The sequence below is a fragment of the Actinoplanes cyaneus genome (assembly GCF_016862095.1).
Lineage (GTDB): Bacteria > Actinomycetota > Actinomycetes > Mycobacteriales > Micromonosporaceae > Actinoplanes > Actinoplanes cyaneus.
Window position 1 is genome coordinate 1 of the sequence record NZ_BOMH01000024.1, and the last position, 26,212, is coordinate 26,212.

Genomic DNA, 26,212 nt, shown 5'->3' on the forward strand with positions numbered 1-26,212 from the left:
GGCAGCACCCCCGGCCTCACCGCCGGCAGCATGGACACCGGCGTCCTCCACCAGAACTGATCAGGCTGCGGCAGCCACGGCCTCAGCGTCCGCGGTCCGGCGGACCAGCAGGTAGCCGTAGGGCGGCTCGTTGCCCTCGGCCGGAATGCTGCCCTGGAAGACGAGGGTGAACCCGGCGGCTGCGAACCGGTCCTCCATCTCCCGCGCGGACAGGAAGTACCTGTCGAAGTTGACCCCGAGCTGGGTGCTGGCTCCCTCGCGAAGCAGGGTGCCGTCGCCGAGCTTGTACGCCGTGACCAGGTGACCGCCCGGCCTCACCACACGCGCGAGCTCGGTGAACGCGGGCACCCGCGCCTCGGGAGCCAGGTAGATCAGCGAGAACCAGCACACCACTCCCGCCAGTGCCGCATCCGCGAAGGGCAGCTCGCGCAGGTCCGCCACCTCGTACGGGAAACCGGGATTGTCCCGCCGCGCCACCTCGATCATCTTCGGTGAGAGGTCCACCCCGCGCGGCGACAGTCCCCGGCTCGCGAGGTAGGGAAGGAGCCGCCCGGTGCCGCAGCCGACGTCCGCGACCTCCGTGCCGACCGCAAGGGTGACCTCGGCGAACAGGTCGAGCACGGCCCGTTCGACAGGCAGGTCGTCCAGCAGGTCGGCGAAGTTCTTCGCGTAGTACTCGGCGAGCACGTCGTGCGCGTCCCGCAACTCCTCGGTCCTGGCATCCATCCCCGTCACCTTTCGCCGGCGCTGTCGCAGGCGCGAATCTACCGTGGACCCGGCGAAGAAAGAGACAACTTGCCGCCGCTTGTCGGAGGAAGAAGCCCACTCGCCGCGCACCGCTACGGTCCAGGAACTCCCCATCCCCCACGTCCGCTTGTCAGAAGAAGAAAACCGCCTGCCTTTGCTCGTCACACGGAGGAGGATCCCGACGTCCCCGCTCCGGGGACATCGGGACCACTGTCGTCACGCCGCAAGCGCCGCCGGAACCAGGGTGATCACGCCGCGACCGCCGTCCGGCGCCGCGATGATCACGCCGCGAGCGCCGTCTGCGTCGGCGGGGCCGGGGTGTCGTCGGTGGCCGGGGCGCGGGACGTCTCCGGGGCGAAGGCCAGCGCCACCAGCGTCAGCACCAGCGCCGCGGCCACGTAGACGGAGACCGCGAGCGCGCTCCCGGTCGACGCCACCAGCTTGATCGCGATGATCGGAGCGAGCGCGCCGCCGAGGATGCCGGCGATCTGGTAACCCATCGAGGCGCCCGAGTATCGCAGCCGGGTGGAGAAAAGCTCCGCCACGAAGGCGGCCTGCGGCCCGTACATCGCGGCGTGCGTCGCGAGCGCCACCACCACGGTCAGCACGATGACGACAGTGTTCGCGGTGTCGAGCAGCGGGAAGAAGGCGAAACTCCAGAGCGCGGCCGCGATCGCCCCGGCCGCGTAGACGGGCCGGCGGCCGACCCGGTCGGACAGGCCGCCGAACAGCGGGATCAGCACGAGTTGCAGGCCGGACGCGACGAGCACGCCGGTCAGCGCCACCGTCCGAGGCAGACCGACGGTGCCGGTGACGTACGTCAAGACGTACAGGGAGAAGGTGTAGAAAGCGACGTCGGTGCCGATCCGCGCGGCCATCGCGACCAGCAGCCCGCGCGGATGGCGGCGCAGCACCTCGATCAACGGGAGTTTCGCGCGGCCGCCCTCCGCAGCGAGCTGCGCAAACGCCGGCGATTCCGTGACCGCGACCCGGATCCATAGGCCCACCAGCACAAGCAGGCCAGAAAGAAGGAACGGGATACGCCATCCCCAGCCGAGAAAGGAACTCTCCGAAAGGGTCGCGGAGAGCAGCCAGAGAACGCCGGAGGCGAGCAGGTTCCCGGCCGGGACGCCGACCTGCGGCCACGCGGCGGACAGCCCGCGGCGCTGCGGATCGCCGTGCTCGAGCGACATCACCACCGCGCCGCCCCACTCGCCGCCGAGGCCGAGTCCCTGAAGAAAACGCAGGGTGACCAGCAGAATCGGGGCGGCGGCGCCGATCGTGGAGTGGGTGGGCAACAGTCCGACCAGGAAGGTGGCGCCGCCCATCAGCAGGAGCGTGGCGACAAGCACGCCCTTGCGACCGGTCCGGTCGCCGAAGTGGCCGAAGAGGATGCCGCCGAGCGGGCGGGCGACGAAACCGACCGCGTACGTGGCGAAGGCCAGCAACGTCGCGGTGAGCGGCTCGAAGCTCGGAAAGAACAATTTACCGAAGACGAGCGCGGCGGCAGAGGAGTAGAGGAAGAAGTCGTACCACTCGAGGGACGTGCCGACGAGGCTGGCGAGGATGACGCGGCGACTGGCAATCATGGCGAGCTCCCTGCGGGGTGTGCGTGGGCTGCGTGGTGCCGTATGCCACACTCTAGGAATCGTTGAACAATCCGGCAATACTTCAATGTGAACAACGTGTATCTCTGCGGAAAGTGAGCAACCATGCGCGTACGCCGGGCCGGACCGTCGGCCGTCCTCCTCGAATGGGACGACGAGGCCGCCGTCTTCGCGGCCTACGACCTGCTCGTGGCCGCCCGGGCGCACGGCATGCTGGACGCGGCCGAGATCGTTCCGGCGGCGCGCACGGTGCTGGTCGACGGCGTCACCGATCCCGATCGGATCCGGTCACTGGTGGAGACTGGGGCAACAGACGCGCCGTCGTCCGCCGCCGGGACGCTTTCCACCACCATCGAGATCCCGACGACGTACGACGGAGCGGACCTCGACGACGTGGCACACCTGTGGGGCACCGATCGGGCCGGGGTCGTGCGGATCCATTCGCGTACCGAGTTCCGGGTGGCGTTCTGCGGGTTCGCGCCCGGCTTCGCGTACCTGACCGGCCTCGACGCGCGGCATCACGTGGCGCGCCGCTCGTCGCCACGGACCCGGGTGCCGGCCGGGACGGTGGCGCTGGCGGGGCCGTACAGCGGGGTGTATCCGAGCGCGTCGCCGGGCGGGTGGCAGTGCATCGGCCGTACCGAGGCAATTCTCTTCGACCTGGAAAAGGACCCGCCGGCGCTGCTCACTCCGGGGGCCACGGTCCGATTCGTCGAGGTCCGGTGAGCGCGGCGCTGGAGGTGGTCCGCGCGGGCGTGCGGACCACGGTGCAGGACCTCGGCCGGCCCGGGTTCGCCCATCTCGGGGTGCCGCGGTCGGGCGCGGCCGACGCGGGCGCGCTGCGGCTGGCGAATCGCCTGGTGGGCAACCCTGCCGACGCAGCCGGCCTGGAAATCCTGCTCGGCGGCGCGCGGCTGCGGGCCACCCGCGCGACGACCGTGGCGGTCACCGGCGCGCCGTGCGCGGTCACTGTCGGCGATCGTCCCGCCGACCCCGGCCTGCCCCTCGCCGTGCCTGCCGGAGCACTGATCACGATCGGTCAGGCGCGCGCGGGGTTGCGGGTCTATGCGGCCGCCGCCGGCGGGATCGTGGTGCCGGAGGTGCTGGGCAGCCGGGCCACCGACACGCTCTCCGGGCTCGGGCCGGAGCAGGTGCGCGACGGCGACGTGCTGCCCCTCGGGCCGGTGCTCGGGCCGCCGCCCGGGGTGGACCTCGCACCCTATCCACCGCCCGCTCGGGAGCTGCGGTTACGTGTCTGGCCCGGGCCGCGCGAGGACTGGTTCACCACGGAGGCCGTGACGACGCTGTTCACGGCGGTCTATCGCGTGTCGCCCGAGACGGACCGGGTCGGCGCGCGACTGACCGGGGCGCCGCTGACCCGGGCGGTCGACGGTGAGTTGCCCAGCGAAGGGCTCGTGCTCGGCGCGATCCAGGTGCCGGCGAACGGGCAGCCGCTGATCTTCCTGGCCGACCACCCGACCACGGGTGGCTATCCGGTGATCGGGGTGGTCGACCCGGGCGACGTCGACCTGCTCGGCCAGGCCCGGCCGGGGACCGCGATCACCTTCGTCAGAGCGCCCGGCCGAGGACCGCGACAGCCTTCGTCGGAGCGCCCGGCTGGGGACCGCGACAGCCTTCGTCAGGAGCGCCTGGCACCGGTCGGTGATCACCCCGCCGCGGGGGCGTAGGCGGCCAGGAGTTGCGCCTCCGCGTCGTCGAAGTAGCGTTGCAGCGCCTCCTCCGCGGCACGCGCGTCACCCGCGGCGAGCAACTCGTAGAGTGCGCGGTTCCCGGCAAGATACGGCTCGTGCAGCTGCCTCGGGTCGGCCACCACGAGAAAGACCAGACGCAGCTCGGCCAGCAGACCACGGACCGTCTCGGCCACTCGGCGGCTGCCGGACAGATCGGCGATCGCCTGGTGGAACCGCATGTTCGCGGTGCCGACCGCACCCCAGTCGCCCCGTGCCGCTGCCGTCTCCGCCGCCTCGATCGCCGCGCCGGCTTCTGCCGCCGCCTCCGCGGGCACCGTCGAAAGGTTCCGCAGGGCGCCGCACTCCAGGATGCGGCGGATCGCGTACAGGTCCCGGATGTCGGCGGTGCTCAGCAACCGGACGAAGACACCGCGGTTGAGCTGGTGTTCCAGCAGGCCCTCGTGGGCGAGCAGCCGGAACGCCTCGCGCAGCGTGTTGCGGGAGATGCCGAGCGCCTCGCGCAGGCTCTCCTCGCTGAGCCGGGTGCCGGGCAGGAACACCCCTTCGGTGATCCGTTGCCGCAGGATGTCCGCCACCCGTTCCGCCGTGCTGCCGCGGTCCAGCAGCGCCCGATCGCCGGCGAGCCGGGCACCCCACTCCTCAGTCACGACCAGATCGTAGAACAATCCTTCCCGGTACGGTGACGGGCCACGTGATCAGCCCGCACGCGCGTGGCCGGCCGCGTCATCAGGCGGACCTGACGGCTGCGGCGTGCTCGGTCACCGCGCCGAGAAGGGCGGTCAGCGCCGGCGCGGGCGGTGTCTCCCGGGTGACCACGATGAGGCGCCGTCTCAACGCGGTCTCGGCCACGTCCCGTACCGCCAGACCATGATCGCCGGACGGAAGAGCGAGCGGCGGCATGAGCGCCACCGCCGCCCCGACCCGCACGAGTTCCAGCTGCACATCCGCGTCGTTGGAGCGATGGCGCAGGTCAGGCTCGTATCCACCCAGCGCCCGGCAGGTACTTTCCACCATGGCGTGGTGCCCGGTGCCTTCCGCCGACGACGTCCAGACCTCGTTCCGCAGCCCGGCGATCGCCACCGGCCCGCCGCCCCGCGCGAGGGGATGCGCCGCCGGCAGCACCACCTTGATCGGCTCCTCCAGCACCACCGCGAAGCGCAGACCCGCCGGTCTCGGACGTGGATGCCCGTCATACTCGTCACCGATCACCAGGTCGACGGCGCCGAGCCGCAGACCCGGCAACGCCTGCTCGATTTCGAGTTCGAAGATTTCCACCCGGACGCGCGGGTGGCCGGCCATCATCGTCGCCACCGCCGGCACCAGCAGCCGTCGCGCCGCCGACTGCAGCCCACCGGCCCGCACCGTCCCGCGAACGTCTCCGCCGAGTGCGGCCAGATCCGCCTCGGCCGCCTCGGCCGCGGCGAGCAGGACACGGGTGTGCTGCACGAGCAGTCGCCCGGCGTCGTTGAGCCGCAGGCCCCGGCCGGCCTTCTCGAGCAGCGGCATGCCGGCATCTTTCTCCAGCAACGCCAGTTGCTGCGAAACCGTCGACGGGCTGTACCCCAGGGCCGTGGCCACCGCGCCCAGCGTGCCGCGCTCCTCGAACTCGCGAAGGAACCGCAACCGCCGCAGATCCCAGGCGACCATGCGGAAATCCTAACGAATCAGCACCGGAAATCATCGCTGGACCTGTCCAATCGGGTGCCGGACGCTGAGAGCCATGGGTGCAGCACTGTGTCTGGTCTCCGCGGCCTGCTTCGGCGCGATGGCGATCTTCGGCAAACTCGCCTACGACGCCGGCGTCACGCCGGAGGCGCTGTTGCTCGTGCGATTCACGCTCTCCGCCGTACTGCTGGGGATGGTTCTGGTGTTCCGCCGCGGCGAAAGGCAGCCGGTGCGGGGCCGGGTGCTGGTGACCGCGCTCGGACTGGGCGCGATCGGTTATGCCGCTCAGGCCAGCCTGTATTTCTCGGCGCTGAGGACTATGGACGCCTCACTGCTGTCCCTGATCCTCTACACATTCCCGATGATGGTCACGGTGGCGGCGGCGCTTCTCGGCCGGGACCGGCTCACCCCCGCGCGGGTCGTCGCACTGACGGCCGCTTCGGCCGGGACCCTGCTGGTCCTGCTCGGCGCCGGAACGGGAGCCGTCCAGCCGGTCGGTGTCCTTCTCGGCCTCGGCGCCGCGGTGACGTACACCGTTTACATCTTGGTCGCCGACACCGTCGTCCGGCGCTTGACGCCGGTGCTCCTCGCCACGCTGGTGATGGCCGGTGCCGCCGCCACGCTGGGCGCGCGAGCTCTGCTCCTCGGCGGGGTCTCCTTCGACTTCCCGCCGTCGGCATGGCTCTGGCTGACCTGCATAGCGGTGATTTCCACCGTCACCGCGATGTTGACATTCTTCGCCGGCCTGAGACGGGCTGGCCCGACGACGGCCGCCATCCTGTCCACGTTCGAGCCGGTCGTCACCACCGCCCTGGCGGCGCTCACCCTGGGCGAGTCGCTGACTCCCGTTCAACTGCTGGGCGGCGTCCTCGTCCTGTCCTGCGTCGTCGTCCTGCAGATCAAACCCCGAACCACATTGCCCCGGTACGCCGGCAGGCCGCCCTCTCTCGCCGAACCTCCCGCAGCCATCGCCGCCCGTGATGCCACCCCGGCACCACAGACGCACCCGTGACGCCTCCCCCGCAGCACAGAAGCGGATCCACCGGCCCCTCCCGCGGACCGTGCCGAAAGCGCCATCTCCCGCCCGCGAAACGTTCTCCGGCTGTTCGCTCACCGGGCTCGCCGTTCCACCATCACCAAGTACCGTTGCGCCGAGCCGACGCGCCGGGGAGCGTCGCCCGACCGAGACGATGCGGGGATGGCGGTTCAGGAGCGAAGCACCACCGACATCCGATGGTCCGACCGGGCCGGCGATCTCCTCACCGCCTGGGCCGACCGGTTACCTCCCCGCGTCCGCCGGGTGGTCACGCGCGACATGGCCGGTTTCGCCATCCTCGGCTCGTTCACCTTCGCTGTCGACCTTGCGCTGCTGGCGGTCCTGCGGCACTGGACCCCGCTGCCGAAACCGGTGGCGGTGTCGATCGCGTACCTGGCGGCGTTCGTCCTGAACTTCGTTCTCAACCGGACGGTCAACTTCCGCTCGCACGCGCCGGCCGGGCCGCAGGCTCTCCGCTACGTCGCGGTCTTCGTCGGCGACTACGTCATCACCGTCGGCGTCACCACGGGCCTGGCCGCGCTGGGCCTCCCCCTTGCCGCCGCCCGCATCGCCGCCTCCGGCTTCGTCGCCGCCTTCACGTACTCGGCGTCCCGCTGGTGGGTCTTCCGCCAGCGATAACCCGTCCGGCGGAAATCTCCACCAGCCGGCACCGCAACGGGACAACGGCGGACGGGACAGCCGCCGCGACCGGCCTGGACTCGGCTACGGCTACGGCCGCACGGCAAGCGGCTGCGGTCGGACGACGAGCGGCTGCGGCTCCGGCTGCGCCAGGACGGCGAGCGGCTGCGGCTGGACGGCGAGCGGCTGCGGCCGGCTCGTTCAGCCGTTCGGGCGCCGGTCGATCGCCTGGAGCGACCACCGGTTTCCGTCGGGGTCGCGAAAGTAGACGAAGTTGCCCCACGGCTGCACGTCGACCTCGCTGACGGAGACTTCCGCCTCCACCAGGTGCTTGCGCGCGGCGTGCGCGTCGGCGACCACTACCTGGATCTCCTGGCTCCCGGGCGCCTTCTCGGTGATGCCCTCGCCGATCGCGATCGAGCACGCCGACCCCGGCGGCGTGAGCTGCACGAATCGCAACCCTTCACGCACCGTGCGGTCGACGTCGGCGTTGAACCCGATCCGCTCGTAGAAAGCTTTCGCCCGGTCCACATCGGTCACCGGCACCGGAATGAGCTCGATCTTCCACGTCGCTGTCATGCCCTCATCGTCGCGCCGATTCCGGCCACTTTCCGACCTGATGCTGCTGGAGGTCCGCGAAGATCGCGGGCTTCTCCCCGTGACGGCACCATCTCCGGCGTCGCTCCGTGTAGCGTGACGTCGATCCATGGCAGGGCGGTAAGAATCCACCATCGGGGGAGAAATGACCGGGAACGGTAACGCACCAGCCGAGGTGCGTCTCCGAGCCGTCGAGGACAAGGATCTCGACGTCTTCTTCGAGCACCAGGCGGATCCGGTGGCGGCTGGAGTAGCGGTCTTCCCCGCACGCGACCGTGAGCGCTTCGACGCCCACTGGGCGAAGGTTCGTCGCGACGACACGGTGATCCTGCGAACGATCCTGGCCGACGGCGTCGTCGCCGGCAACCTGGGCAGTTGGCAGGACGGCGACCTTCGCCTGGTCAGCTACTGGATCGGCCGTGAGCACTGGGGCCGCGGCGTGGCGACGCGAGCGCTCACGATGCTTCTGGCCGAGATGCCGGTCCGCCCGCTGCACGCCTTCGTCGCCGCGAGCAACGCCGGCTCGGTCCGAGTCCTGCAGAAGTGCGGCTTCCAGCGTGACCACGCTCAGGAGGCGCTGGAACCCGAGCCCGAGGACGGGGTGGAGGAGTTCGTCTTCGTCCTCGACCACTGAGGCGGAGCCCGGCCGAGCTCTCGCCCCGCTCTCCTCCGCGCGACTGAGTCCTGCCGCCGATCACGGTCGAGCATGCCCCGCACCGCGGAGCACGCCCGACCGCCCACCGGCCGTCACCGCGGGGGTGTGGCGTGGCCGCAGGCTCGCCGGGCTCCGCGCCTGTCAGGCCTGCTCACCTCGTACGCGCAGAACGATCTTGCCCCGGGTGTGGCCTTTCTCGCCCTGCCGGTGTGCCTCTGCGGCCTGCTCGAGCGGCAGCACGCGCGCGATCTCGACGGCGACGGCACCACTGTCGATCAACCCGGCGATGGTGCTCAGCGCCGCGCCGTCCGGCTCGACGAGGAACGGCGCCACGCGTACGCCGGCAAGTTTCGCCGCCTCGGCCGCTTCCGCATCGACGCCGGACGGCACCGGCACCAGCAGGCCGCCGCGGCGTACGGTCCGCAGCACGGGCAGGTTGTCGCCGACCAGTTCAACGGCCACGTCGATGTTGCTGACCTGCTCGTCGAGCGGCTTGGTGGTGTAGTCGACGACCTCGTCGGCGCCGAGGCCGGCCACCCATTCCTGGTTGCCGGGCCCGGCCACCGCGATGACGTACGCGCCGAGATGTTTTGCGAACTGGACCGCGAGATGCCCGACTCCGCCGGCCGCGGCGGTGATCAGAACGCGCTGACCCGGTTCGATCCGCGCGGTGTCGCCCAGTACCTGCCACGCCGTCAGTGCCGCCAGCGGCACGCCCGCGGCCTGCTCGAACGTGAGGCCCTGAGGCATGCGGACGAATTGGCGCGCCGGCGCGGTCACGTACTCGGCGTAGGCCCCGGCCGACCGCGGGAACCAGGGCATCCCGAACACCCGGTCCCCCGGCGCGACGGTCGTCACGCCGTAACCGATCTCCTCCACCACGCCGGCGACGTCCCACCCCAGGATGAACGGCGGCTCGCCGAGAACCCTCGCCATGCCGGTGCCGCCACGGGTCTTCCAGTCGACCGGGTTCACCCCGGCGGCGTACACCCGGACCAGCACCTCGGTCGGTAACGGTGCCGGGCGTTCCACCTCACCGACGAAAAGCACCTCCGGGCCGCCGAAACTGTTCTGCAGGACGGCTTTCATCGTGTTCTCGCTTGTCATGGTCGTCAGTTTTCGCCACTCGGAGCCCCGCGAACAGTGGCACGAGAGGCAACGAAAGTAAGATTCGTGCCATGCCGCATCGTGTCGCCGTCCTCGCGCTCCCTCAGGTGATCCCGTTCGACCTGGGCATCCCGGCCCGGGTGCTCAACGAGGCGCTCGGCCCGGACGGGCAGCGCCTGTACGAGGTCACCACCTGCTCGATCGGTGGCACCCCGGTGACCACCAACGCCGGTTTCCGGATCGAGACCGATCACGACGAAACCGCTCTGAACAGCGCGGATACTGTCGTGGTCGCCACCCAGGAACCGTCGGCCCGGCTGTTGAGCTCCGGCGAGCCCGATCCGGAGACCACCGCGGCGCTGGCCCTGATCCGGCCCGGGACGCGGATCGTCAGCACCTGCACGTCGGCGTTCATCCTCGCCGCGACCGGCCTGCTCGACGGCCTCCCCGCGACCACCCACTGGTCCCTCGCCGACGACCTCGCCCGACTGTTCCCGCAGGTCGAGGTGCGCCCTGACGTGCTGTTCGTCGACGCCGGGCGGGTGCTCACCTCCGCCGGCGCCGCGGCCGGGATCGACCTGTTCCTGCACATCGTCCGGAAGGATCACGGCACCCGGGTCGCCAACCACGCCGCGCGCTCATGCGTGGTCGCACCGTGGCGCGACGGCGGGCAGGCGCAGTTCATCCAGCGGCCCACGCCGGCGATCTCCTCCGTCGGCACCGGCCCGACCCGGCAGTGGGCGCTACGCCACCTCGACCGCCCGCTCACCATCGCCGACCTGGCGCGGCACGCGTCGATGAGCAAGCGCACCTTCAGTCGCCACTTCGTCGCCGAGACCGGGGTGACGCCGGTGCAGTGGCTCATCGCGCAACGCGTCGACCGGGCGCGCACGCTGTTGGAAACCACCGACATGCCCGTCGAGCGGATCGCCGCCGAGGCGGGTTTCGGCAGCTCGACGCTGCTCCGCCAGCATCTGAACGGCACGCTGGGCGTCACTCCGCAGGCCTACCGCCGTACATTCCGAGGTCTTCAGTCCGTCCCGTCGTGACCTCGAGGTCTCAGGCCGTGCGGGAAATGACCATCCCTTCGCGGGTACGGATGATGCTCTCCGTCAACACCGCCACGTCCCCGGGCCACAATGCCACCGGTCCGACAGCCCTGCCGACCGGTGGCGCCCACTCGGTCGGCTGTCGGGGTTCAGCAGGTCAGATCCAGCGATTGCCCAGCCACATCCGGGACATCCAGGAGTCGTACGGGATCAGCTCCCCGACGAAGATCGGATAGAAGTAGGCGAAACTTATCGCCACCAGCGCCACGTAGACGCCGGTGACCACCGTGCCGAACATCTGCCCGTGCGGGGCGGCGGTCAAGGCGCCCAGCACGTAGACCACCGCAAGGATCAGGAACGGCAACGCGGGCAGCGCGTAGAAGGAAAACATCGTCCGGCTGTCGGCCACCGCGAAGTAGAACCACGGGACCAGGCCGGCCGCGGCGCCCGTGAGGATCGCGTAGGCCCGCCAGTCCCGTCGCGAGATCGCCAGCCAGAGCAGCACCGCCAGCGCGGGCAGGAACGACCACCAGAGAATCGGGGTGCCGAGCAGCAGGATCTCGCGGATGCAGTTCGGCGCGCCGCAGCCGGTGCCCGGGTTGTTCGGCCAGTAGAAGGCGACCGGCCGGCCGAGCAGCAACCACTGCCACGGCCAGGACTGATAGTTGTGCGGCTTGGTCAGGCCGGTGTGGAATCCGAACGCACCCTGGTGGAAGTGCAGCAGGTTGAGCAGTGCGCCCAGCACCGGAGGCTCACTCATCCCGTGCTGTGCGCGGTAATGCCGGTCCCAGCCGCTGTCGGTGACGAACCACCCGATCCAGGTCGCCAGGTAGAAGACGAAGCTCAACGCGAAGCTGACCAGTCCCCAGCCGAGGTCGCCGAGCAGCCCGGCAAGGGGTCCGGGGATCCCGGCCGACCGTCGCGCCTGCACCCGCCAGGCCACGATGAGCACCGCGAAGAACGGCAGGAAGAACAGCCCGCTCCACTTGACTCCGCAGGCCAGTCCGAACAGCGCTCCGGCGGCGAGCAGCCACCACGGCACGATCCGCGGCGCCTTCTCCAGCGGTCCGTCCTGCCGCGCCCGCAGCAGGCGACGCCGGTAGTGATCCCGGTCGAGCAGCATCGCCGCGAAGGACGCCAGCACGAAAAGACCGAGGAAGATGTCCAGCAGAGAGGTCCGGGACAGCACCAGTTGGAAGCCGTCCAGCGTCATCAGCAGGCCGGCCAGCCCGGCGAGCACGACCGAGTGGAACATCCGGTACGCGACCCGGATGAGGATCAGGATCATCAGCGTGCCGGCGAGAGCGGCGGTGAAACGCCACCCCAGCTCGGTGTTGCCGAAAATCTTCTCCCCGAGCGCGATCAGCCACTTACCCAGCGGCGGATGCACCACGTAACCGGCGGAGTCCGACTTCTCGTCCCACTCCACGCCGTGTTGCAGCATGTCCCAGGCGTCGGTCGGGTAGTAGACCTCGTCGAAGACGTACCCCTTGGGGTTGCTGATCCCGGCGAGTCGCAGGATCCCCGCCGCCACCGTGATAACGGCGGTGACCAGCCAGGAGTAGGGGTCGAGCCAGTCCTCGAGCGTCGCCAGCCGCCGTCGCACGATGTCGGGCACGCCACCGCTGGCCCGTGTCACCGGATCGGTCACCGCCGTTGTCATTCGGGCGATCCTAGAGATTCAACATTTCGGTACGCCTGCGGGGCGCCCTTCCTCGCATGCCCGCACCGACGTGACGGCGGAAATGTTCGCCGGTGCCCGCAGGTGGTGCCGGGGTGCTCGTGGCCGCCTGTTCATCCACGCCTACGCCCTCGCCTTCGGCGGTGTCCAGGGCGGGTGTCGTGGCGCGCTCCGCGCATGCAGTGGGCACACGAGGCGGGACGCCCATGGCCGTACCGGGAAAGGGATCCTGATTCCGCGCCGGGCGCAAGCGGGCAGGGTGGCGCAAGGCGGCCGGAAGAAGCCGGGCTCGGCCGGGCGCCCGGCGCGGGCTCAGGGGGGTCAGGAGGCCCAGCCTCCGGAGACCACCCAGCTGACGTCGTCGGCGAAGACGCTCGCGGCGTCGAAGGTGTGCACGCCGCCCTGGCTGGCGACGTAGCCGGTGTTGTTGTAATGCCGGAGATACCGGGTGGGGTAGTTGAAGGAGCGCAGGGCGTTGCCCTGGCCGTTGAGTCCGGGCTGCGGGCAGAACGTGGCGTCCTGCTTGAACAGCGTGCTGTTGTCGTTGGCGTTCAGATACAGCTGGAATCCCGAGTGCCGAAGATAACTACCGGCGGTGTCCTTGGACTCGAACGAAACGCAGGAACTGTTCGCCAGACCGGCGCGGACGGTGAAGGATGCCTGCGCCTTCAGTGTGGCCGGGCTCGACGACGTGACGACCTGGGTGGCGACGCTGGTGCCGGAGTGGGCCAGGTATCGCGTGGTGCAGCAGGCCGTCGTGGCGCGCAACGAGACCGACGATCCGACGGTGAGCGCCGGGCCACCGGCCGGCGACGTGGTGGCGTAACCCGCGGCGGTGATGTTCGCCTGCACCGCGTTCTCGGTGGCGTCCGACGGGTAACCGGAGGTCATCACGCCCTCGTAGAAGGTTCCCTGCGCGCTGACGCTGTTGTCGCCGCCGATGCCGAGGATGATCGCGCCCTCCTTGTGCATCGGGTTGTAGCCCGGCTTGTTCGGCCGCACGCCGCTGTAGAACGTCGACAGCGAGCCGGACTGCGCGTTGCCGCCGCGGACCGACCACTGGTTCGGCCCGCCCTTGAGGGTGGCGGTGAGGAACCGGTGGGTGATCGTCGGGTCGCCCGGGTTGTTGCCGGCGTTGTAGCCGCTGAACAGGCCGTTCTCCAGGTCTGCCATGATCCACGGGCCACTGCCGGCACCGGTGCCCCAGCCGGTGCTGGTGCCGAAGTAGAGCGCCTCCATGTGGCCGTTGCCGGTGTCGAGACTGTTGGTCTCGGCGTTGCCGTAGTCGAAGCAGCAACCGCCGTTGTAGTGGGTGCCGTCGAAGATGGCGTACATGCCCTCGGCGGCGTCACCGGTGGCGATCCCGTTGGTGTTGTTGTTGCGGTAACCGGTGCCGGGTGAGATCCAGACGCCGTACGCCTTCTTGCCGCCGACCGTGACCGGGGCGCCCGTGGCGCTCGCCAGGTTGTCGTAGCCGTTGACGTCCGGCCCCTGGAAACCGCCTGGCGGTGCCTGGGTCAGATGATTGCCATGGCCGGACTGGTCGTAGATGACGGTGATCAGGCAGGTGGCGCCGGCGCAGAAGCTGTCCTGCGCGGCGGCGTTGGCGACACCTCCCGCCGTCAGCGGGGCGATGGTGGTGGTGGCGCCGTCGGAGTTGCGCCTCACCTGATAGAGCGCGCCGGTGTAGGCGCCGTAGAGCGCACGGGTGGTGCTGTGCGCGGCGACGCACGGGGTGCCGCCGGAGGCGTAGATGTCGCACGGGCCGGTGACAGCGGCTTCCGCGGGGCCGGCTACGACCAGGACGCCGGCGGCGACGATGCCCGCGATCGCGAGGCTTCTTACTTTCACCAGGGACTCTTTTCCGAGACGGGGACTGTTGTGAGCGCTAACAACACAGCGTCGGCACATCGGTGACGGGGAACGAGCGCACGAAGAAAAGCACCATCGTTACTGCGGCGGAGTGCGGTGCCACAGTGACGACCGTGATGTGTTACCGCTCACAGGGGTACGTCGCCGATTGAAACACTGCCGTAACCGGACTGTCAACGCATCGATGGCCATCACGCCGTTCCCCGATTCGGGTGACCCGGTTGCGGTGCCCGACCTCGGAGGCGTTGTGTATGACGTTGTGCAACGAGCCCCTCACGCTTTAGCTACGACCACCGAACGCGACCTGGACACCGGTGTCAGCACCGTCCGTCTCCGGGGTGACCTCACCCTGGCCGGCGTGGGCGTCGTGCACCTGGCGGTGAGCAAGGCCGCCGCGGAGTGCCCGGCGGCCGTCGTCGTCGACCTGAGCTGGTTCGGGCACACGGACCCGGCCCACTTGGGCGTGTTCGCCACCGTGACCTACGAGGCGCAGGCCCACTGGGGTGTCCCGGTCATGCTCTGCCGGGCCAGCGAGGAGGTCACCGACGGCCTCGGCGGGTTCCGTTCCCACGTGGCGCTCTACGAGGACGAGCATCTCGCCATGCTTGCCGTCCGTGCCCAGGTGCCCCGCTGGATGCGGCGGAAGTTTCCACCGGCGGCGGAGAGCGCGGGTCACGCCCGTTCGATGGTCGGCAATGCCTGCGTGAACTGGCACCTGCCGCACCTGCGGGACCCGGCCCGGCTGGTCGCCTCCGAGCTGGCGAACAACGCCATCCAGCACGCCGGCACGGAGTTCCACGTGATCACGGCGTACACCGGGCAGTATCTGCGGATCGCGGTGAAGGACGGCAGCCGCGCAGTCCCGCGGGTCACCGGCGGGCCACCCACGACCGGAGCGATCATGGCGCCCGGGACGGGTCGTGGCCTGCGCATGATCACGGCGGCCAGCGCACATTGGGGCGTCACCATGACGCCCGGCGGCAAGATCGTCTGGTCCCTGATGCGGCCGCACCCGGTCCCCACCGCGAGCGCCGCCAACTGACCGTCCACGGTGAGCGCCGGTTCGCCGGCGTGTCCCCGCGGACGGCAGCGCCGCCCTGGTCGGCAACTCCCCTCACCTGCCGGCGGAGTGGCCGGCAGGTGAGGTGAACAGCGCGGCGGCGCATGTTCACGCCCGGACAGTCAGTCCTGGTCGTTGTTGTCGAGATCGGCCAGAACTGCCCGGTGATCGCTGCCGGGCGCACCGATGACCCAGGCACGCCGGGTGGTCATGCCCCGCTGCAGCAGGTGGTCGGGACGTACCAGCGGAAGCCGGGCAGGCCAGGTGAAACCGAAACCGGCCCCGGCCTCCTCCTGGGTGTCGGCCAGCGGCGCCAGCACGTCGAAGTGCCGGTCGGTGGTGGCGGTGTTCAGGTCCCCGGCGAGCAGCAGGCACGGCGCGGGATCGGCGCGGACGACGTCCGCCAGGGCGGTCAGCGTCCGGTTGCGGCCGGCGGTGCGGCCCGCACGGGCCGACGCCAGGTGTGCGGCGTAGACCCGGACCCGGCCGGACGGCGTGGCCACGGTGGTGCGCAGTGCCCGGGTCCAGCCGATCTGGATGTCGACCGGCTCGGTGTCCGACAGCGGCAGACGGCTGAAGACGGCAACGGTGCCCGCGTTCGCACGGAACGGGTAGGCGTCACTGAGCCGGGCGGTTACGGCAGGCCGGTTGGTGGTGGTGATTTCCTGCAGGACGATCAGATCCGGAGCCGCGTCCACCAACGGATCGAGCGCACCCGCCACGGTGGCGGCGCCCAGGTTGAGCGAGGCGACCCGCAGGTCGTGCGGGCCGGCGGCGGCCCGGTCGGTCAGGTCGGGGCCGAACATCAGCGTCCAGACCAGCACCGGCGTCAGCGCCGCGGCCACCGGCACCGGACGGCGTGACAGGATCGCGGCGGCGAACAGCACCAGAATCGGCACGGCCAGCCACGGCAGCGCGCTGTCCAGGCCGGAGCCGGCCGGGCCGGGCAACGCTCGATGTCCCAGCATCACGCCGGCCAGCAGCGCCGCCACGACCACCGTCACCACGTCCGCGGGACGCACACGGCGCCGGGTGCGGGTGGGCTCGTCGGCCACGACGGCGAGGTTCATCGCGTCACCTTAACCAAGATCATCAACTGGGTCGGTGAGAGGCTTCGGGTACGCCGTGGAGTTCACCGGGTAGGGACGTCTCACGAACGCGCACGCGGCACCGGGTCGCGCAGGGTGCGGACCTCCTCAAGTACAACTGCCGGGGCCGCCGTGGTCGTGGTGGCGGACGGGCGGGAATCACGCGGGAGAGTGGCACGTCGACCGCCGGGCGCGGGCGGCCGCACCCTCGTCACGGTCACACCTCGGCCGGGTCTCGCCCGAACAGAGGCCTGCCGGTTTCCGAGGATCCGGGCGAAGATGTGGTCTGGGTCATACTCGCAAGGCCTGGGGAGGTCAGCATGGAACTCAGCATCAGCACCGGCCCGGCCGAACCCCCGCTGTTGGGGAGCACCATCGGCGCCGACCTTCTGGCCACGGTGGCCCGGCACGGTGATCGAGAGGCGCTGGTCGACTGCGATTCCGGCCGGAGGTGGACGTATGCGCAGCTCAAGACCTCCGTGGACAGCGTGGCGCTAGGCTTGCGCCGGCTCGGGGTGACCAAGGGCGACCGGGTCGGGATCTGGGCGCCGAATGGCGCCGAGTGGGTGCTCACGCAGTACGCGACGGCCCGGCTCGGCGCGATCCTGGTGACCGTCAACCCGGCCTATCGCAGCCACGAGTTGCGCTACGTGCTGCAGCAATCCGGGGTGCGCACGCTGGTGGCGGCATCGTCCTTCAAGAACTCGGATTACGCGGCGATGATCGCCGAGGTTCGCCCGCAGTGCCCGGAACTGGTGGACGTCGTCCTGATCGGCGAGGATTCGTGGGACTCACTGACGGATATCTCCGCCGACCCGGCGCTGCTGGACGGGATCGAGGCGACGCTCCGCCCGGACGATCCGATCAACATCCAGTACACCTCCGGGACCACCGGCTTCCCCAAGGGTGCGACGCTCTCGCACCGCAACATTCTCAACAACGGCTACCTCGTCGGCGAGCTGATCAACTACACGGAAGCCGATCGGATCTGCATTCCGGTGCCGTTCTACCACTGCTTCGGCATGGTGATGGGTAACCTCGCGGCGACCAGCCACGGCGCCACCATGGTGATCCCGGCGCCCGGCTTCGACCCCGGGCTGACCCTGGAAGCGGTGGCGAAGGAGAGCTGCACCTCGCTCTACGGGGTGCCGACGATGTTCATCGCCATGCTCAACCACCCGAGGATCGATTCCTTCGATCTGTCCTCCCTGCGCACCGGGATCATGGCCGGCTCACCGTGCCCGGTGGAGACGATGAAGCAGGTCATCGAGCGGATGGGAATGACCGAGGTGTCGATCTGCTACGGCATGACGGAAACCTCCCCGGTCTCCTGCCAGACCCGCACCGACGACAGCCTCGAGCGTCGGGTGTCCACGGTCGGCCGGGCCGGGCCGCACCTGGAGGTGAAGATCGTCGACGCCGAGGGCGCGACCGCACCCATCGGCGTCACCGGCGAACTGTGCACGCGCGGGTACTCGGTGATGCTCGGGTACTGGGAGCAGCCGGAGAAGACCGCCGAGGCGATCGACGCCGAGGGTTGGATGCACACCGGCGATCTCGCGGTGATGGATACCGACGGGTACCTGAGGATCACCGGCCGGATCAAGGACCTGGTGATCCGCGGCGGCGAGAACGTCTATCCGCGCGAGGTCGAGGAGTTCGTGCTCACCCACCCGGACGTGCTCGACGTCCAGGTGATCGGGGTGCCCGACGACACGTACGGCGAGGAGGTCATGGCCTGGGTCCGGATGAGACCCGGCACGGCACCGCTCGACGCGGAGAGCCTGCGGTCGTTCTGCTCCGGGAGGCTCGCGCACTACAAGATCCCGCGCTACGTCCGCGTCGTCGACGACTTCCCGATGACGGTCACCGGCAAGGTCCGCAAGGTGGAGATGCGCGAGATCTCCATCCGCGAGCTCAGCTGAGAGAAACTTTCCACCGGCCCCGTCAGAGACGCCATATCCAGTTGTCCCGCTCGTAGAGCGGGGCCAGCCCGGCCCGGACCATGTTCGACAGGGACGCGTTGTGCGCTCCGCCGACCGGCTTCCCGGTCTCGGCGTAAAGGTGGCGGGCGCCGGCTTCGGCCGCCACCGCGGCGCGCGCGGCGATCAACGCCGACTGGGCGCCGCGACCGCGATGCGAAGGGCTGGTCGCCGCCGCGTTGAGGGCGGCGCCCTCGCCGCTGACGAAGACGTTGCCGCCACCGACGATCCGGCCGCCGTCCCACGCGCCGAACGGCTGCCACCCCTGCCGGCCGACGGTGCCGGCGAGCATCGCGGTCAGATCGCCGGCCGGCATCCCGAAGTTCGACAGCAGCAGGTCAGCCCACGTCTCCGCTTCCGCGGCGGGCACCGGCCCGATGCGCAGGTCCGTGTCCGCCGCCCTGACCTTGGCCGGGTCACCGCCCAGCTTGATCCAGGGATTTCCACGCTCCAGGCCCCGCGCCGCCGCGATCTGCGCGAAACCGTCGAACAGCACCGCCGGAACGAGCTGGAGCACCGCCTGCGAAACGCCCTGAGCACGGTAGAAATCGAGCACCGCGTCCAGCACCGCAGGGGTGAACGGCTCGGCCAGGCCGAATCCCAGAGCCTTGTTCCAGTACGGCGATCCACTGCCCGGCATCGCCAGCGCCACCCCGCCACCGAGCCGCACCGCCGCTGCGCCCAGGCGGCTGCGCGCGGGCTCCGGTGCACGGGTGACAGTGTCGAACATGAACGCGGCTTCGGTCATCTCCGCGCCGGCATCGTCGATCATCCGCCAAGACTGCCACGCCCGCGCACGCCGCGTTCGTCGACGCCGGCCCCGCGGATGATCAGCCGGTCACGGGTCCGGGCGTGCGACCCCGCCGACGTGGAGGCGGGCCTGGAGCGTCCCCGCCGGCATCGCTCATTCCCTGATGCCGATGTGCTCGACCGGCGGAACTCGCAGCAGGCGGGCGACCGGCAGCACCGTCGTGGCGAGCGCGAGCACCGCGGTGCCACCGAGGACCATCGCGGCGCCCAGCGGCGGCACGTAGGGCACCGGGTTTCCGGTGACCGTCCGGACCACACTGCTCAGCGTCAGCGCCGCGATCGCTCCGCCGAGCACGATCGCGGTGCCGAGCAGGCCGAGCTGCTCCGCATCGACCATCCGCCGGACCTGGCGCCGCGTCATTCCGGCCAGCCGGAGCAGCGCCAGCTCACGGCGGCGGGCGAGCGCGGCCATGACCATCGTGTTGGCCGCCGCCACCACCGTGTAGGCGACCATCACCGCGATCAGCAGGCGGTTGAGCCAGGCGCTGAGGGCGAGGTCCTTCGCGAGGCCGCCGGTCAGCGTCGCGCTGTCGACGAGAACACTGGCCGGGTGTGCGGAGGCGACCCGGCGCAACGCGGCGTCGGCCGAGGCCGGAGCACTGATCAGGATTTCGTCGTCGAGATTCGCCGCGGTGTGGCCACTCACCGCGGACAGCGGGAGCAGGACGTCGCCGAAGCCGAGGCCACGCTGATAGACGGCGACAACTCTTGCCGTCATCGGGGCGCCGTCGCCGAGGCGCAGGTCGACGGTTTCGCCGAGTTCCCAGCTGAAGGTGGATGCCTGCGTGGCGGAGACGGCCACCGTGCCGTCCTTGAGGTCGGCGAGGCTGCCGTGGCGCACGTCCAGGTCGAGCGTCTCACCCAGGTTCGCCGGGTCCACCGCACGGGCGTTGATCGACTCGCCGTCGCCCAGCAGCGCGGCAATGACCGTCGTGTGCCGGACGGGAGTTGCCGCCCGTACGCCGGGAACCGCTCTGATCTCGGCCACCGCGGATCCGGACAGGCCGGCCGGAGCGATCAGCGCTCGCTCGGCCTTGAGTCCGGCGCGGCTCTGGGTGACGGCCTGTCGCTCCAGGTTGTTCTGCAGAAACCAGACGGAACCGCCGAAGCCGACCGCGAGGACCAGCGAGGTCAGCACGGTCGCGGTGCCACGGGCGCCGGCCCGCAGGTTGGCGGCCGCCAGATAGCCGCTGACGCCGAAGATGCCCCGCAGCGGCCGGGTGAGCAGGCGGGCCGCCGCTGTGTTGATCCACGGCGCGAGCAGGGAGACCGCCAGCACGAACAGGTACAGCATGCCGAGAGCCGCACCCTGCGCTGTCTGTCCGCCGGCGGCGACCGCGGCGAAGGCCGACGCGCACGCCGCCGCCAGTGCGATCAGGCCGCTAATCCGGCGGAGATTTCCTGCGACGGCGGGTTCGGTGGCGGCTTCACCGAGGGCTTCGGCCGGTTTGATGCCGGTGATCCGGCGGGCGGCCAGAAACCCGGCGAGCACCGCGGAGAGAAGAATTGTTCCTGCGGCTGCCGGAGCGGCGACAGCGCCGGGGACGATCGGGAAACCTGCCGGCAGAAGACCGCGACCGGTGAGCTCGCCGCTCAACCAGCGGGCCGCCGCCAGTCCGCCGGGGACGCCGATCACCGCGGCGACCAGCCCGACCAGGGCGGACTCGGCCATGATCATGCGCCGGACCTGGCCGGGAGTGGCGGCCACTGCCCGGATCAGGGCGAGATCACGACGACGGTGACGCACGGAAAGTCCCACCGTGGCGGCGACGACGAAGACAATCAACAGCACGACGTAGCCGCCGAAGGATGCGCCGACCTGGATCAGCAGGGTGGCGGCGCCCTTGCCGGCGGAACTTTCCGCCAGGCCGCTGTCAGCCCGGGTGAGAACCTTCGCGTCACCGGCGATCTCCGTGAGCTGGGCTCGCAAGCGGCCGAGGTCAGTGCCCGGAGCAGCGAAGACGCCGATGGCGCTGACCGCACCGGGGTGCGGGGCCGAGGCCGCGGCGTGGGAGTCGGTGAAGAAAACTGCCGCCGTCCTGGTCGGCTCCACGAGACCGCTCAGCCGGTACGCCCTCAGCGTCCCGCCGACGATCAACCGCACCTCGTCGCCGGGCCTCGCGCCGGCAGCCGTGGCCGCGTCGAGGACGACCTGGTCATCGGCGGCCGGAGCCTGGCCGGCCGCCAGGTGGTACGGGGTCAGCACCGCGCTCCCCCAGCCCCGCGCGGATACCCGCGCGCCGGCGGTGGTGAGAACCGGGATGCCGTCGTCCGTCGCGACCGTCGCGACGCCCGGGACGTCCCGGATCCTGGCGGCCAGGTCGGCCGGGACGGTGCCGCCCTCGGGAAGGGCGACAATGCTCCGGGTGATCTCGCCGTCGAACTCTTTGCTGGTGAACGTGGTGTCGGGTCGGGCCACGACGAGGTCGGCGGCGGCGTAGCGGACCGGTGCCGGGTGATAGCGCAACCCGGATTCGACCAGGACGCCCATCGCGGTCAGGATGAGCGCGCCCAGGGCCAGCGCCAGCAGGGTTGCCACCGAGGAGCCGGGCCGATGGCGCAGCATGCGAACAGCGAGCGCGGTCATCGGGCGGCTCCCCGGCTCAGCGGCCCGAAACCGGCGCCGTCGCTGACACCGCCGAAGCTCATGCCGTCGTCGCTCACACCACCGACGCCCGCGCTGCCGGCGGTCACACCACCGACGCTCGCGCCGCCGGCAGTCACGCCGCCGGCCGTCACCCCACCGACGCTCGCGCTGCCGGCGGTCACGTCGCCGATGCTCGTGGCGCCGTCGCTCATGCCGCGGCTGCTCGACGGTCGGGTAGGGACGCGACGGCGGCCGAGAGCGGCCAGGTGTTCGGCGATGCGGGCGGCACCCGGCTGCGGGAGGTCATGCACGATCCGGCCGTCGGCCAGGACGATCACCCGGTCGGCGTAGGACGCGGCCACCGGGTCGTGGGTGACCATGATGACGGTCTGGCCATGGTCGTCGACGATCCCGCGCAGCAGGGCGAGCACCTCGGCCGCAGTGTTCGTGTCGAGGGCCCCGGTCGGCTCGTCGCAGAAAATCACCTCCGGCCGGGAGGCGAGAGCGCGGGCGATCGCCACCCGCTGCTGCTGACCGCCGGAGAGCGCCGACGGGCGGTGCCCGAGACGGTTGCCGAGGCCGACCTGGTCGATCACCTGCCCGATCCAGGCCCGGTCCGGCCGGTTCCCGGAGAGCTTGAGTGGCAGAAGAATGTTTTCTTCGACGGTGAGTGCACCGATCAGGTTGAACGCCTGGAAGACGAATCCGATCCGTCCCCGCCGGAGTTCGGTGAGTTTCGTCTCGGAGAGCTTCGTCAGCTCGGTGTCGCCGATCCAGACGTGGCCCGAGCTGGGTCGGTCGAGACCGGCGGCAGCCTGCAGCAGCGTGCTCTTGCCGGAGCCGGAGGGGCCCATCACCGCGGTGAAGGTTCCCCGCTCGAACTCCGCGTCGACGCCGGCGAGCGCCGTCACCGGCTCGTCGTCGGACGGATAGGTGCGAGTGAGTCCCTGAACACGAACCGCGGACATCGGGTATGCCTTTCCCTGTGCGAGCTGTGGATTGTGCGCGCACCGAGAAGTCTGTTCTTTCCGAGCTGCCGGGAAAATGAAGCCTCCTGCCCAACTCGGGTACAGCAGGCTGTACCCGCACGGCCATGGCACGGGCGCTGCTGCTCTCCGGACACACCGAAATCGGGCCTCTTGTGGGCCGATCAGAAAAGGCGGGATGGGGACAGAATCTCCGGCCCCCGCGCAAGGTAGGAAGGTTCAGAACCTCAGCGTGCAGACTCCAGGAAACGCAGGACCGCCGTCACCCGGCGGTCGGCCCGGTCGTCAGGAGCCAGGCCGAGCTTGGCGAAGATGCTGCGGATGTGTTTGTGGACCGCGCCCTCGGTGATGACAAGTTTCTCCGCGATCGCGGTGTTGCCGAGACCTTCCGCCATCAGCGCGAGCACATCCCGCTCCCGTGGACTGAGCCGGGACAGCGAGCTGTCCGGCCGGGTGCGGGCGAACAGCTGACCGATCACCTCCGGGTCCATGGCCGTGCCGCCGCCGGCGACGCGGTGCAGGGCGTCGAGGAACTGCTCGACCCGCCCGACGCGTTCCTTCAGCAGGTAGCCGAGCTTCGCCGACCCCTGGGTGAGGAGGTCGGTCGCGAAGGCGGGCTCGACGTACGCCGAAAGCACCAGGACCGCCAGATCCGGAAGCCGGCGCCGGGCCTCGACGGCGGCGGCGATCCCCTCGTCGGTGTGCGTGGGCGGCATCCGGACGTCGACGATCGCGACGTCGGGCCGGAACGTCTCCACCGCGGTGAGGAACTCGCCCGGCGTCTCCGCGGTCGCCACCACCGACAGGCCCTCCGCCCGCAGGAGCAGCGCCAGCCCTTCCCGCAGCAGCGCGTCGTCCTCGGCGATCACGATCCGCACGGCAGTTCCCTCTCCGTCGCCGCACCCGGCCGACGATCCCGCACCACAGCAGTCAGGACCCGCACGGCAGCTCCACGTCCATCGTCGTCGGTCCGCCCGGCGGGCTGGTCAGGACGAGACGGCCATCGTAGGCCTCGACCCGCCGCCGCATTCCGGCGAGCCCGGACCCGTCCGCCTCGTCGGCGCCGCCGTGCCCGTCGTCGGCGATCCGCACCGAGAGCCGGTCCCCGGTCCGCCGCACGAGCACCTCGACGAACGTGGCTTGACTGTGTTTGACCACGTTCGTGAGCGCCTCCGCGACCAGGAAGTACACGGTCGCCTCGACCGAGATCGCACATCGTCCGGGCACGTCCACGTCGATCCGGCACGGCACCGCGCACGCCGCGGCGAGACCGTCGAGCGCCCCGGCAAGCCCGCGGTCGTCGAGCACCGGCGGCAGGATCCCGCGCACCACCGCCCGCAGCTCGGCGAGCGCGAGTTCAGTCGCGTCCTGCGCCCGGTCCAGGATCTCCGCGGCCGCCTCCGGGTTCCGGTCGAGGGCCCGCCGCGCCGCCCCGACCAGCACGTTCAAGGCGACCAGCCGGTTCTGGGTGCCGTCGTGCAGCGACCGTTCGATGCGCCGCAGTTCCAGGGCGTGGGCGTCGAGCGCCGCCGCGCGGGTGGCGGTCAGCTCGGCCACGCGCAACGACAGGTCGACATCACCGGCGGGGACGAGCAACCGTCGCCCGGGCAACGCCTGGAGCCGGGCGATCCCCGGGCCCGCCACGACGGTGAGCACCGCGCAGACCAGCCCGATCAGCAGCACGCCGAGCGCGTCGGCGAGCCCGTCGATGCGCCACCAGAAGATTCCCGGAGCACCCAGCGACGGGTCGATCGCGCGGAACCAGAGCGGGAACGTCACGTCCTCGACCGCGTAGACCGGCAGCGAGATCCCGGCCAGGCCGAGGAGAAAGCCGACGGTCCCGTGCACGACGATCCAGGCCAGCTCACGCCGGACGGTGATGTCCCGCAGCGCCTCCCGGGTCGTCGCCGGCAGCGGGGGCGGCCCGATGACTGCCGGCCCCCAACGTGTCAGCCGTGTCCGCTCCTGATCAGCGACGGACCGCACCACCCGCAGGAGGCCCGGCACGACGAGCAGTCCGATCCCGACCAAGCAGGCGGCGGCCACGGCGAGCATGACGACGAGCGCCGCCATGGCCAGCACCGACGTACCGAGCCCGCCGGCGATGTGCCTCAGTCCCTCGACGCCGGCCCGCAGGCGTCCGTCGAGCCGGCCTTTCGCCACGAGCCCTCCCGTCACGGCGCGATCCGACCACAAGATCAGCCCATTCTCGCGTACGGCGAAAAGTCTCTTCACCCCCGGCAGCTCCGCAGTGAGAAGCGGGCGACGCGGATCGACTTCCGGCTCCGGCGACGCTCAGCGATGCAGGCGCCCACCACACTGCGGGAGCCATCGGAACGGGAGTGCGGCACCGGATCACGCCCCGGTGGAAACCTTCCGGCGGCCGGCACCGGCGCCACGGCGCTGCGAGCGAGCCAGGAGCACTGCCGCGATCAGAACGGCCAGCAGAGCGGCGCCGACAGCGACCCGGGTCGGCACGCCACCCAGGAATCCGGGGCGGGCGTCGGTCGTCTCGGTGATCCAGGCGGCCAGGTTGTCGGTGCGGGCGCTGAGGTCGGCGCCCTCGTGCGGACAGGTCGGGCCGCTGCTCACCACGGCGACCAGGGTCGGCGGGCTCTCCCGGAAGTACGGGCCGCCGGAGTCGTGCGGGCAGGCGCTGGTGTCCCGCTGCGGAGCACGGCCGGAGATCTCCAGGACGGCGTCGCCGACACGGTCGATGACGAATCTTCCGGTCTGCAGGCGATCAGGGGTCGAGGTTCCGGCGCCGGACAGGCCGTACCCGGTGAGGCGGACCTTCTCCCCCGGCTCCGGCGCGCCGGTGCCGACCTCGAGCGGCGTGATGTCGGTGATCGGCTCGGCGAGTTCGGCGAGCGCGACGTCGGCGGTCTCGGACTGCCGCACCCCGGTGACGCGGACCTCGTGGCCGCCGTCACCGCCGAGGTCGGTGCGCCCGATGGTGGCGGTCGTCTCCGCCGCGACGGTGCGGCTGACCCGTTTACCGTTCGCGTCGCGGAAGCAGTGTCCGGCGGTGATCACCCAGGTTGGTGCGATCAGGGCACCCGAGCACCAGCTGTCCCGGCTGCCGTGGTCCTCGGTCGGGATGCCCGTCATGGTCAGCCGGGCCGAGAACGCGTAGTCGCCGTCCGGAGCGTCCTCGCCGTAGGCGATCGCCTCGGCCGGCTGGGCGCCGGCCAAGACGATCAGCACGACCGTGAGTAGGTTCGTCAGGGGACGGAGCAAGAGGGCACCACCGTGTCACGTGAAGGGGCAAGGTGTGCTCATGCTCGGAAACGGGGTGTTCGGCGGCTGTCAGACGCGAGCTTATGGAAGTT

At 70.7% G+C, this 26,212-nt stretch carries 22 protein-coding genes and 1 pseudogene; 8 read left to right on the plus strand and 15 right to left on the minus strand.

What is annotated here, in order from left to right:
• Positions 1-60: 60 nt before the first annotated feature.
• Both Acy02nite_RS15655 and Acy02nite_RS15660 read right to left on the minus strand, forming a co-directional pair.
• The gene (locus Acy02nite_RS15655) at positions 61-726 is read right to left on the minus strand and encodes a class I SAM-dependent DNA methyltransferase (RefSeq protein WP_203741243.1); all 666 of its coding nucleotides are present in this window, start codon (positions 724-726) and stop codon (positions 61-63) included.
• A gap of 302 nt (positions 727-1,028) precedes the next feature.
• Entirely contained in the window at positions 1,029-2,336 is a 1,308-nt protein-coding gene (locus Acy02nite_RS15660) for an MFS transporter (protein ID WP_203741244.1), read from the minus strand.
• A 123-nt stretch (positions 2,337-2,459) separates the two neighbouring features.
• Here Acy02nite_RS15660 and Acy02nite_RS15665 point away from each other — a divergent pair, with 123 nt between their 5' ends.
• Together Acy02nite_RS15665 and Acy02nite_RS15670 are read left to right on the plus strand one after the other, a co-directional pair.
• Positions 2,460-3,080 (plus strand): 5-oxoprolinase subunit B family protein, encoded by a 621-nt coding sequence (locus tag Acy02nite_RS15665; RefSeq protein WP_203741245.1) that lies wholly within the window; start codon positions 2,460-2,462, stop codon positions 3,078-3,080.
• Positions 3,077-4,042 carry a 5-oxoprolinase subunit C family protein gene (locus tag Acy02nite_RS15670; protein ID WP_203741246.1) on the plus strand — a complete coding sequence of 322 codons (966 nt, stop codon included), beginning with the start codon at positions 3,077-3,079 and terminating at the stop codon, positions 4,040-4,042. Before Acy02nite_RS15665 ends, Acy02nite_RS15670 begins: the two co-directional genes overlap by 4 nt.
• Here the strand turns inward: Acy02nite_RS15670 and Acy02nite_RS15675 are convergent.
• Together Acy02nite_RS15675 and Acy02nite_RS15680 are read right to left on the minus strand one after the other, a co-directional pair.
• Positions 4,021-4,713 (minus strand): GntR family transcriptional regulator, encoded by a 693-nt coding sequence (locus Acy02nite_RS15675; protein WP_203741248.1) that lies wholly within the window; start codon positions 4,711-4,713, stop codon positions 4,021-4,023. The two genes, Acy02nite_RS15670 and Acy02nite_RS15675, sit on opposite strands and share 22 nt — an antisense overlap.
• 79 nt (positions 4,714-4,792) lie before the next feature.
• The gene (locus Acy02nite_RS15680; RefSeq protein WP_203741249.1) at positions 4,793-5,713 is read right to left on the minus strand and encodes a LysR family transcriptional regulator; all 921 of its coding nucleotides are present in this window, start codon (positions 5,711-5,713) and stop codon (positions 4,793-4,795) included.
• 73 nt (positions 5,714-5,786) lie between these two features.
• Here Acy02nite_RS15680 and Acy02nite_RS15685 point away from each other — a divergent pair, with 73 nt between their 5' ends.
• Both Acy02nite_RS15685 and Acy02nite_RS15690 read left to right on the plus strand, forming a co-directional pair.
• Entirely contained in the window at positions 5,787-6,743 is a 957-nt protein-coding gene (locus Acy02nite_RS15685) for a DMT family transporter (RefSeq protein WP_203741250.1), read from the plus strand.
• 186 nt (positions 6,744-6,929) lie between these two features.
• The gene (locus Acy02nite_RS15690) at positions 6,930-7,406 is read left to right on the plus strand and encodes a GtrA family protein (RefSeq protein ID WP_203741251.1); all 477 of its coding nucleotides are present in this window, start codon (positions 6,930-6,932) and stop codon (positions 7,404-7,406) included.
• Positions 7,407-7,607: 201 nt separating this feature from the next.
• On the opposite strand, the gene Acy02nite_RS15695 is transcribed toward Acy02nite_RS15690, so the two are convergent.
• Complete coding sequence (locus tag Acy02nite_RS15695) at positions 7,608-7,985, minus strand: VOC family protein (protein ID WP_203741252.1); 378 nt, start codon at positions 7,983-7,985, stop codon at positions 7,608-7,610.
• Positions 7,986-8,148: 163 nt separating this feature from the next.
• Here Acy02nite_RS15695 and Acy02nite_RS15700 point away from each other — a divergent pair, with 163 nt between their 5' ends.
• The gene (locus Acy02nite_RS15700) at positions 8,149-8,637 is read left to right on the plus strand and encodes a GNAT family N-acetyltransferase (RefSeq protein ID WP_203741253.1); all 489 of its coding nucleotides are present in this window, start codon (positions 8,149-8,151) and stop codon (positions 8,635-8,637) included.
• Between the two features lie 162 nt (positions 8,638-8,799).
• Here Acy02nite_RS15700 and Acy02nite_RS15705 read toward each other — a convergent pair whose 3' ends face one another.
• Positions 8,800-9,765, minus strand: coding sequence for an NADP-dependent oxidoreductase (locus Acy02nite_RS15705; protein WP_239174867.1), 966 nt, complete (start codon positions 9,763-9,765; stop codon positions 8,800-8,802).
• 71 nt (positions 9,766-9,836) lie between these two features.
• On the opposite strand from Acy02nite_RS15705, the gene Acy02nite_RS15710 reads away from it, so the two are divergent.
• The gene (locus Acy02nite_RS15710) at positions 9,837-10,814 is read left to right on the plus strand and encodes a GlxA family transcriptional regulator (RefSeq protein ID WP_203741254.1); all 978 of its coding nucleotides are present in this window, start codon (positions 9,837-9,839) and stop codon (positions 10,812-10,814) included.
• A gap of 157 nt (positions 10,815-10,971) precedes the next feature.
• Here the strand turns inward: Acy02nite_RS15710 and Acy02nite_RS15715 are convergent, their stop codons facing one another.
• Together Acy02nite_RS15715 and Acy02nite_RS15720 are read right to left on the minus strand one after the other, a co-directional pair.
• Entirely contained in the window at positions 10,972-12,477 is a 1,506-nt protein-coding gene (locus Acy02nite_RS15715; protein ID WP_203741256.1) for a dolichyl-phosphate-mannose--protein mannosyltransferase, read from the minus strand.
• A 339-nt stretch (positions 12,478-12,816) separates the two neighbouring features.
• On the minus strand, positions 12,817-14,346 hold the full coding sequence (locus tag Acy02nite_RS15720; protein ID WP_239174869.1) for an alpha-L-arabinofuranosidase B: 1,530 nt from the start codon (positions 14,344-14,346) through the stop codon (positions 12,817-12,819).
• Positions 14,347-14,626: 280 nt separating this feature from the next.
• Between Acy02nite_RS15720 and Acy02nite_RS15725 the strand changes: the two genes are divergently transcribed.
• Complete coding sequence (locus Acy02nite_RS15725) at positions 14,627-15,409, plus strand: ATP-binding protein (RefSeq protein ID WP_203741258.1); 783 nt, start codon at positions 14,627-14,629, stop codon at positions 15,407-15,409.
• A 140-nt stretch (positions 15,410-15,549) separates the two neighbouring features.
• Here Acy02nite_RS15725 and Acy02nite_RS15730 read toward each other — a convergent pair whose 3' ends face one another.
• Positions 15,550-16,497, minus strand: coding sequence for an endonuclease/exonuclease/phosphatase family protein (locus tag Acy02nite_RS15730; protein WP_203741260.1), 948 nt, complete (start codon positions 16,495-16,497; stop codon positions 15,550-15,552).
• Between the two features lie 338 nt (positions 16,498-16,835).
• Between Acy02nite_RS15730 and Acy02nite_RS15735 the strand changes: the two genes are divergently transcribed.
• Entirely contained in the window at positions 16,836-18,440 is a 1,605-nt protein-coding gene (locus Acy02nite_RS15735) for an AMP-binding protein (RefSeq protein ID WP_203741261.1), read from the plus strand.
• A gap of 22 nt (positions 18,441-18,462) precedes the next feature.
• Here Acy02nite_RS15735 and Acy02nite_RS15740 read toward each other — a convergent pair whose 3' ends face one another.
• From Acy02nite_RS15740 to Acy02nite_RS15765, 6 genes and pseudogenes are all read right to left on the minus strand, one after another.
• Positions 18,463-19,269 carry a GNAT family N-acetyltransferase gene (locus Acy02nite_RS15740; protein WP_203741262.1) on the minus strand — a complete coding sequence of 269 codons (807 nt, stop codon included), beginning with the start codon at positions 19,267-19,269 and terminating at the stop codon, positions 18,463-18,465.
• A 132-nt stretch (positions 19,270-19,401) separates the two neighbouring features.
• Complete coding sequence (locus Acy02nite_RS15745; protein WP_203741263.1) at positions 19,402-21,894, minus strand: ABC transporter permease; 2,493 nt, start codon at positions 21,892-21,894, stop codon at positions 19,402-19,404.
• 239 nt (positions 21,895-22,133) lie between these two features.
• Positions 22,134-22,862, minus strand: a pseudogene (locus tag Acy02nite_RS15750) (ABC transporter ATP-binding protein); the annotation flags it as partial.
• 245 nt (positions 22,863-23,107) lie between these two features.
• A complete protein-coding gene (locus tag Acy02nite_RS15755) occupies positions 23,108-23,758 on the minus strand; it encodes a response regulator transcription factor (RefSeq protein ID WP_203741264.1) in 651 nt (216 codons plus the stop codon).
• A 52-nt stretch (positions 23,759-23,810) separates the two neighbouring features.
• Entirely contained in the window at positions 23,811-25,058 is a 1,248-nt protein-coding gene (locus tag Acy02nite_RS15760; RefSeq protein WP_239174871.1) for a sensor histidine kinase, read from the minus strand.
• 177 nt (positions 25,059-25,235) lie between these two features.
• Positions 25,236-26,087 (minus strand): S1 family peptidase, encoded by an 852-nt coding sequence (locus Acy02nite_RS15765; RefSeq protein ID WP_239174873.1) that lies wholly within the window; start codon positions 26,085-26,087, stop codon positions 25,236-25,238.
• Between the last annotated feature and the right edge of the window lie 125 nt (positions 26,088-26,212).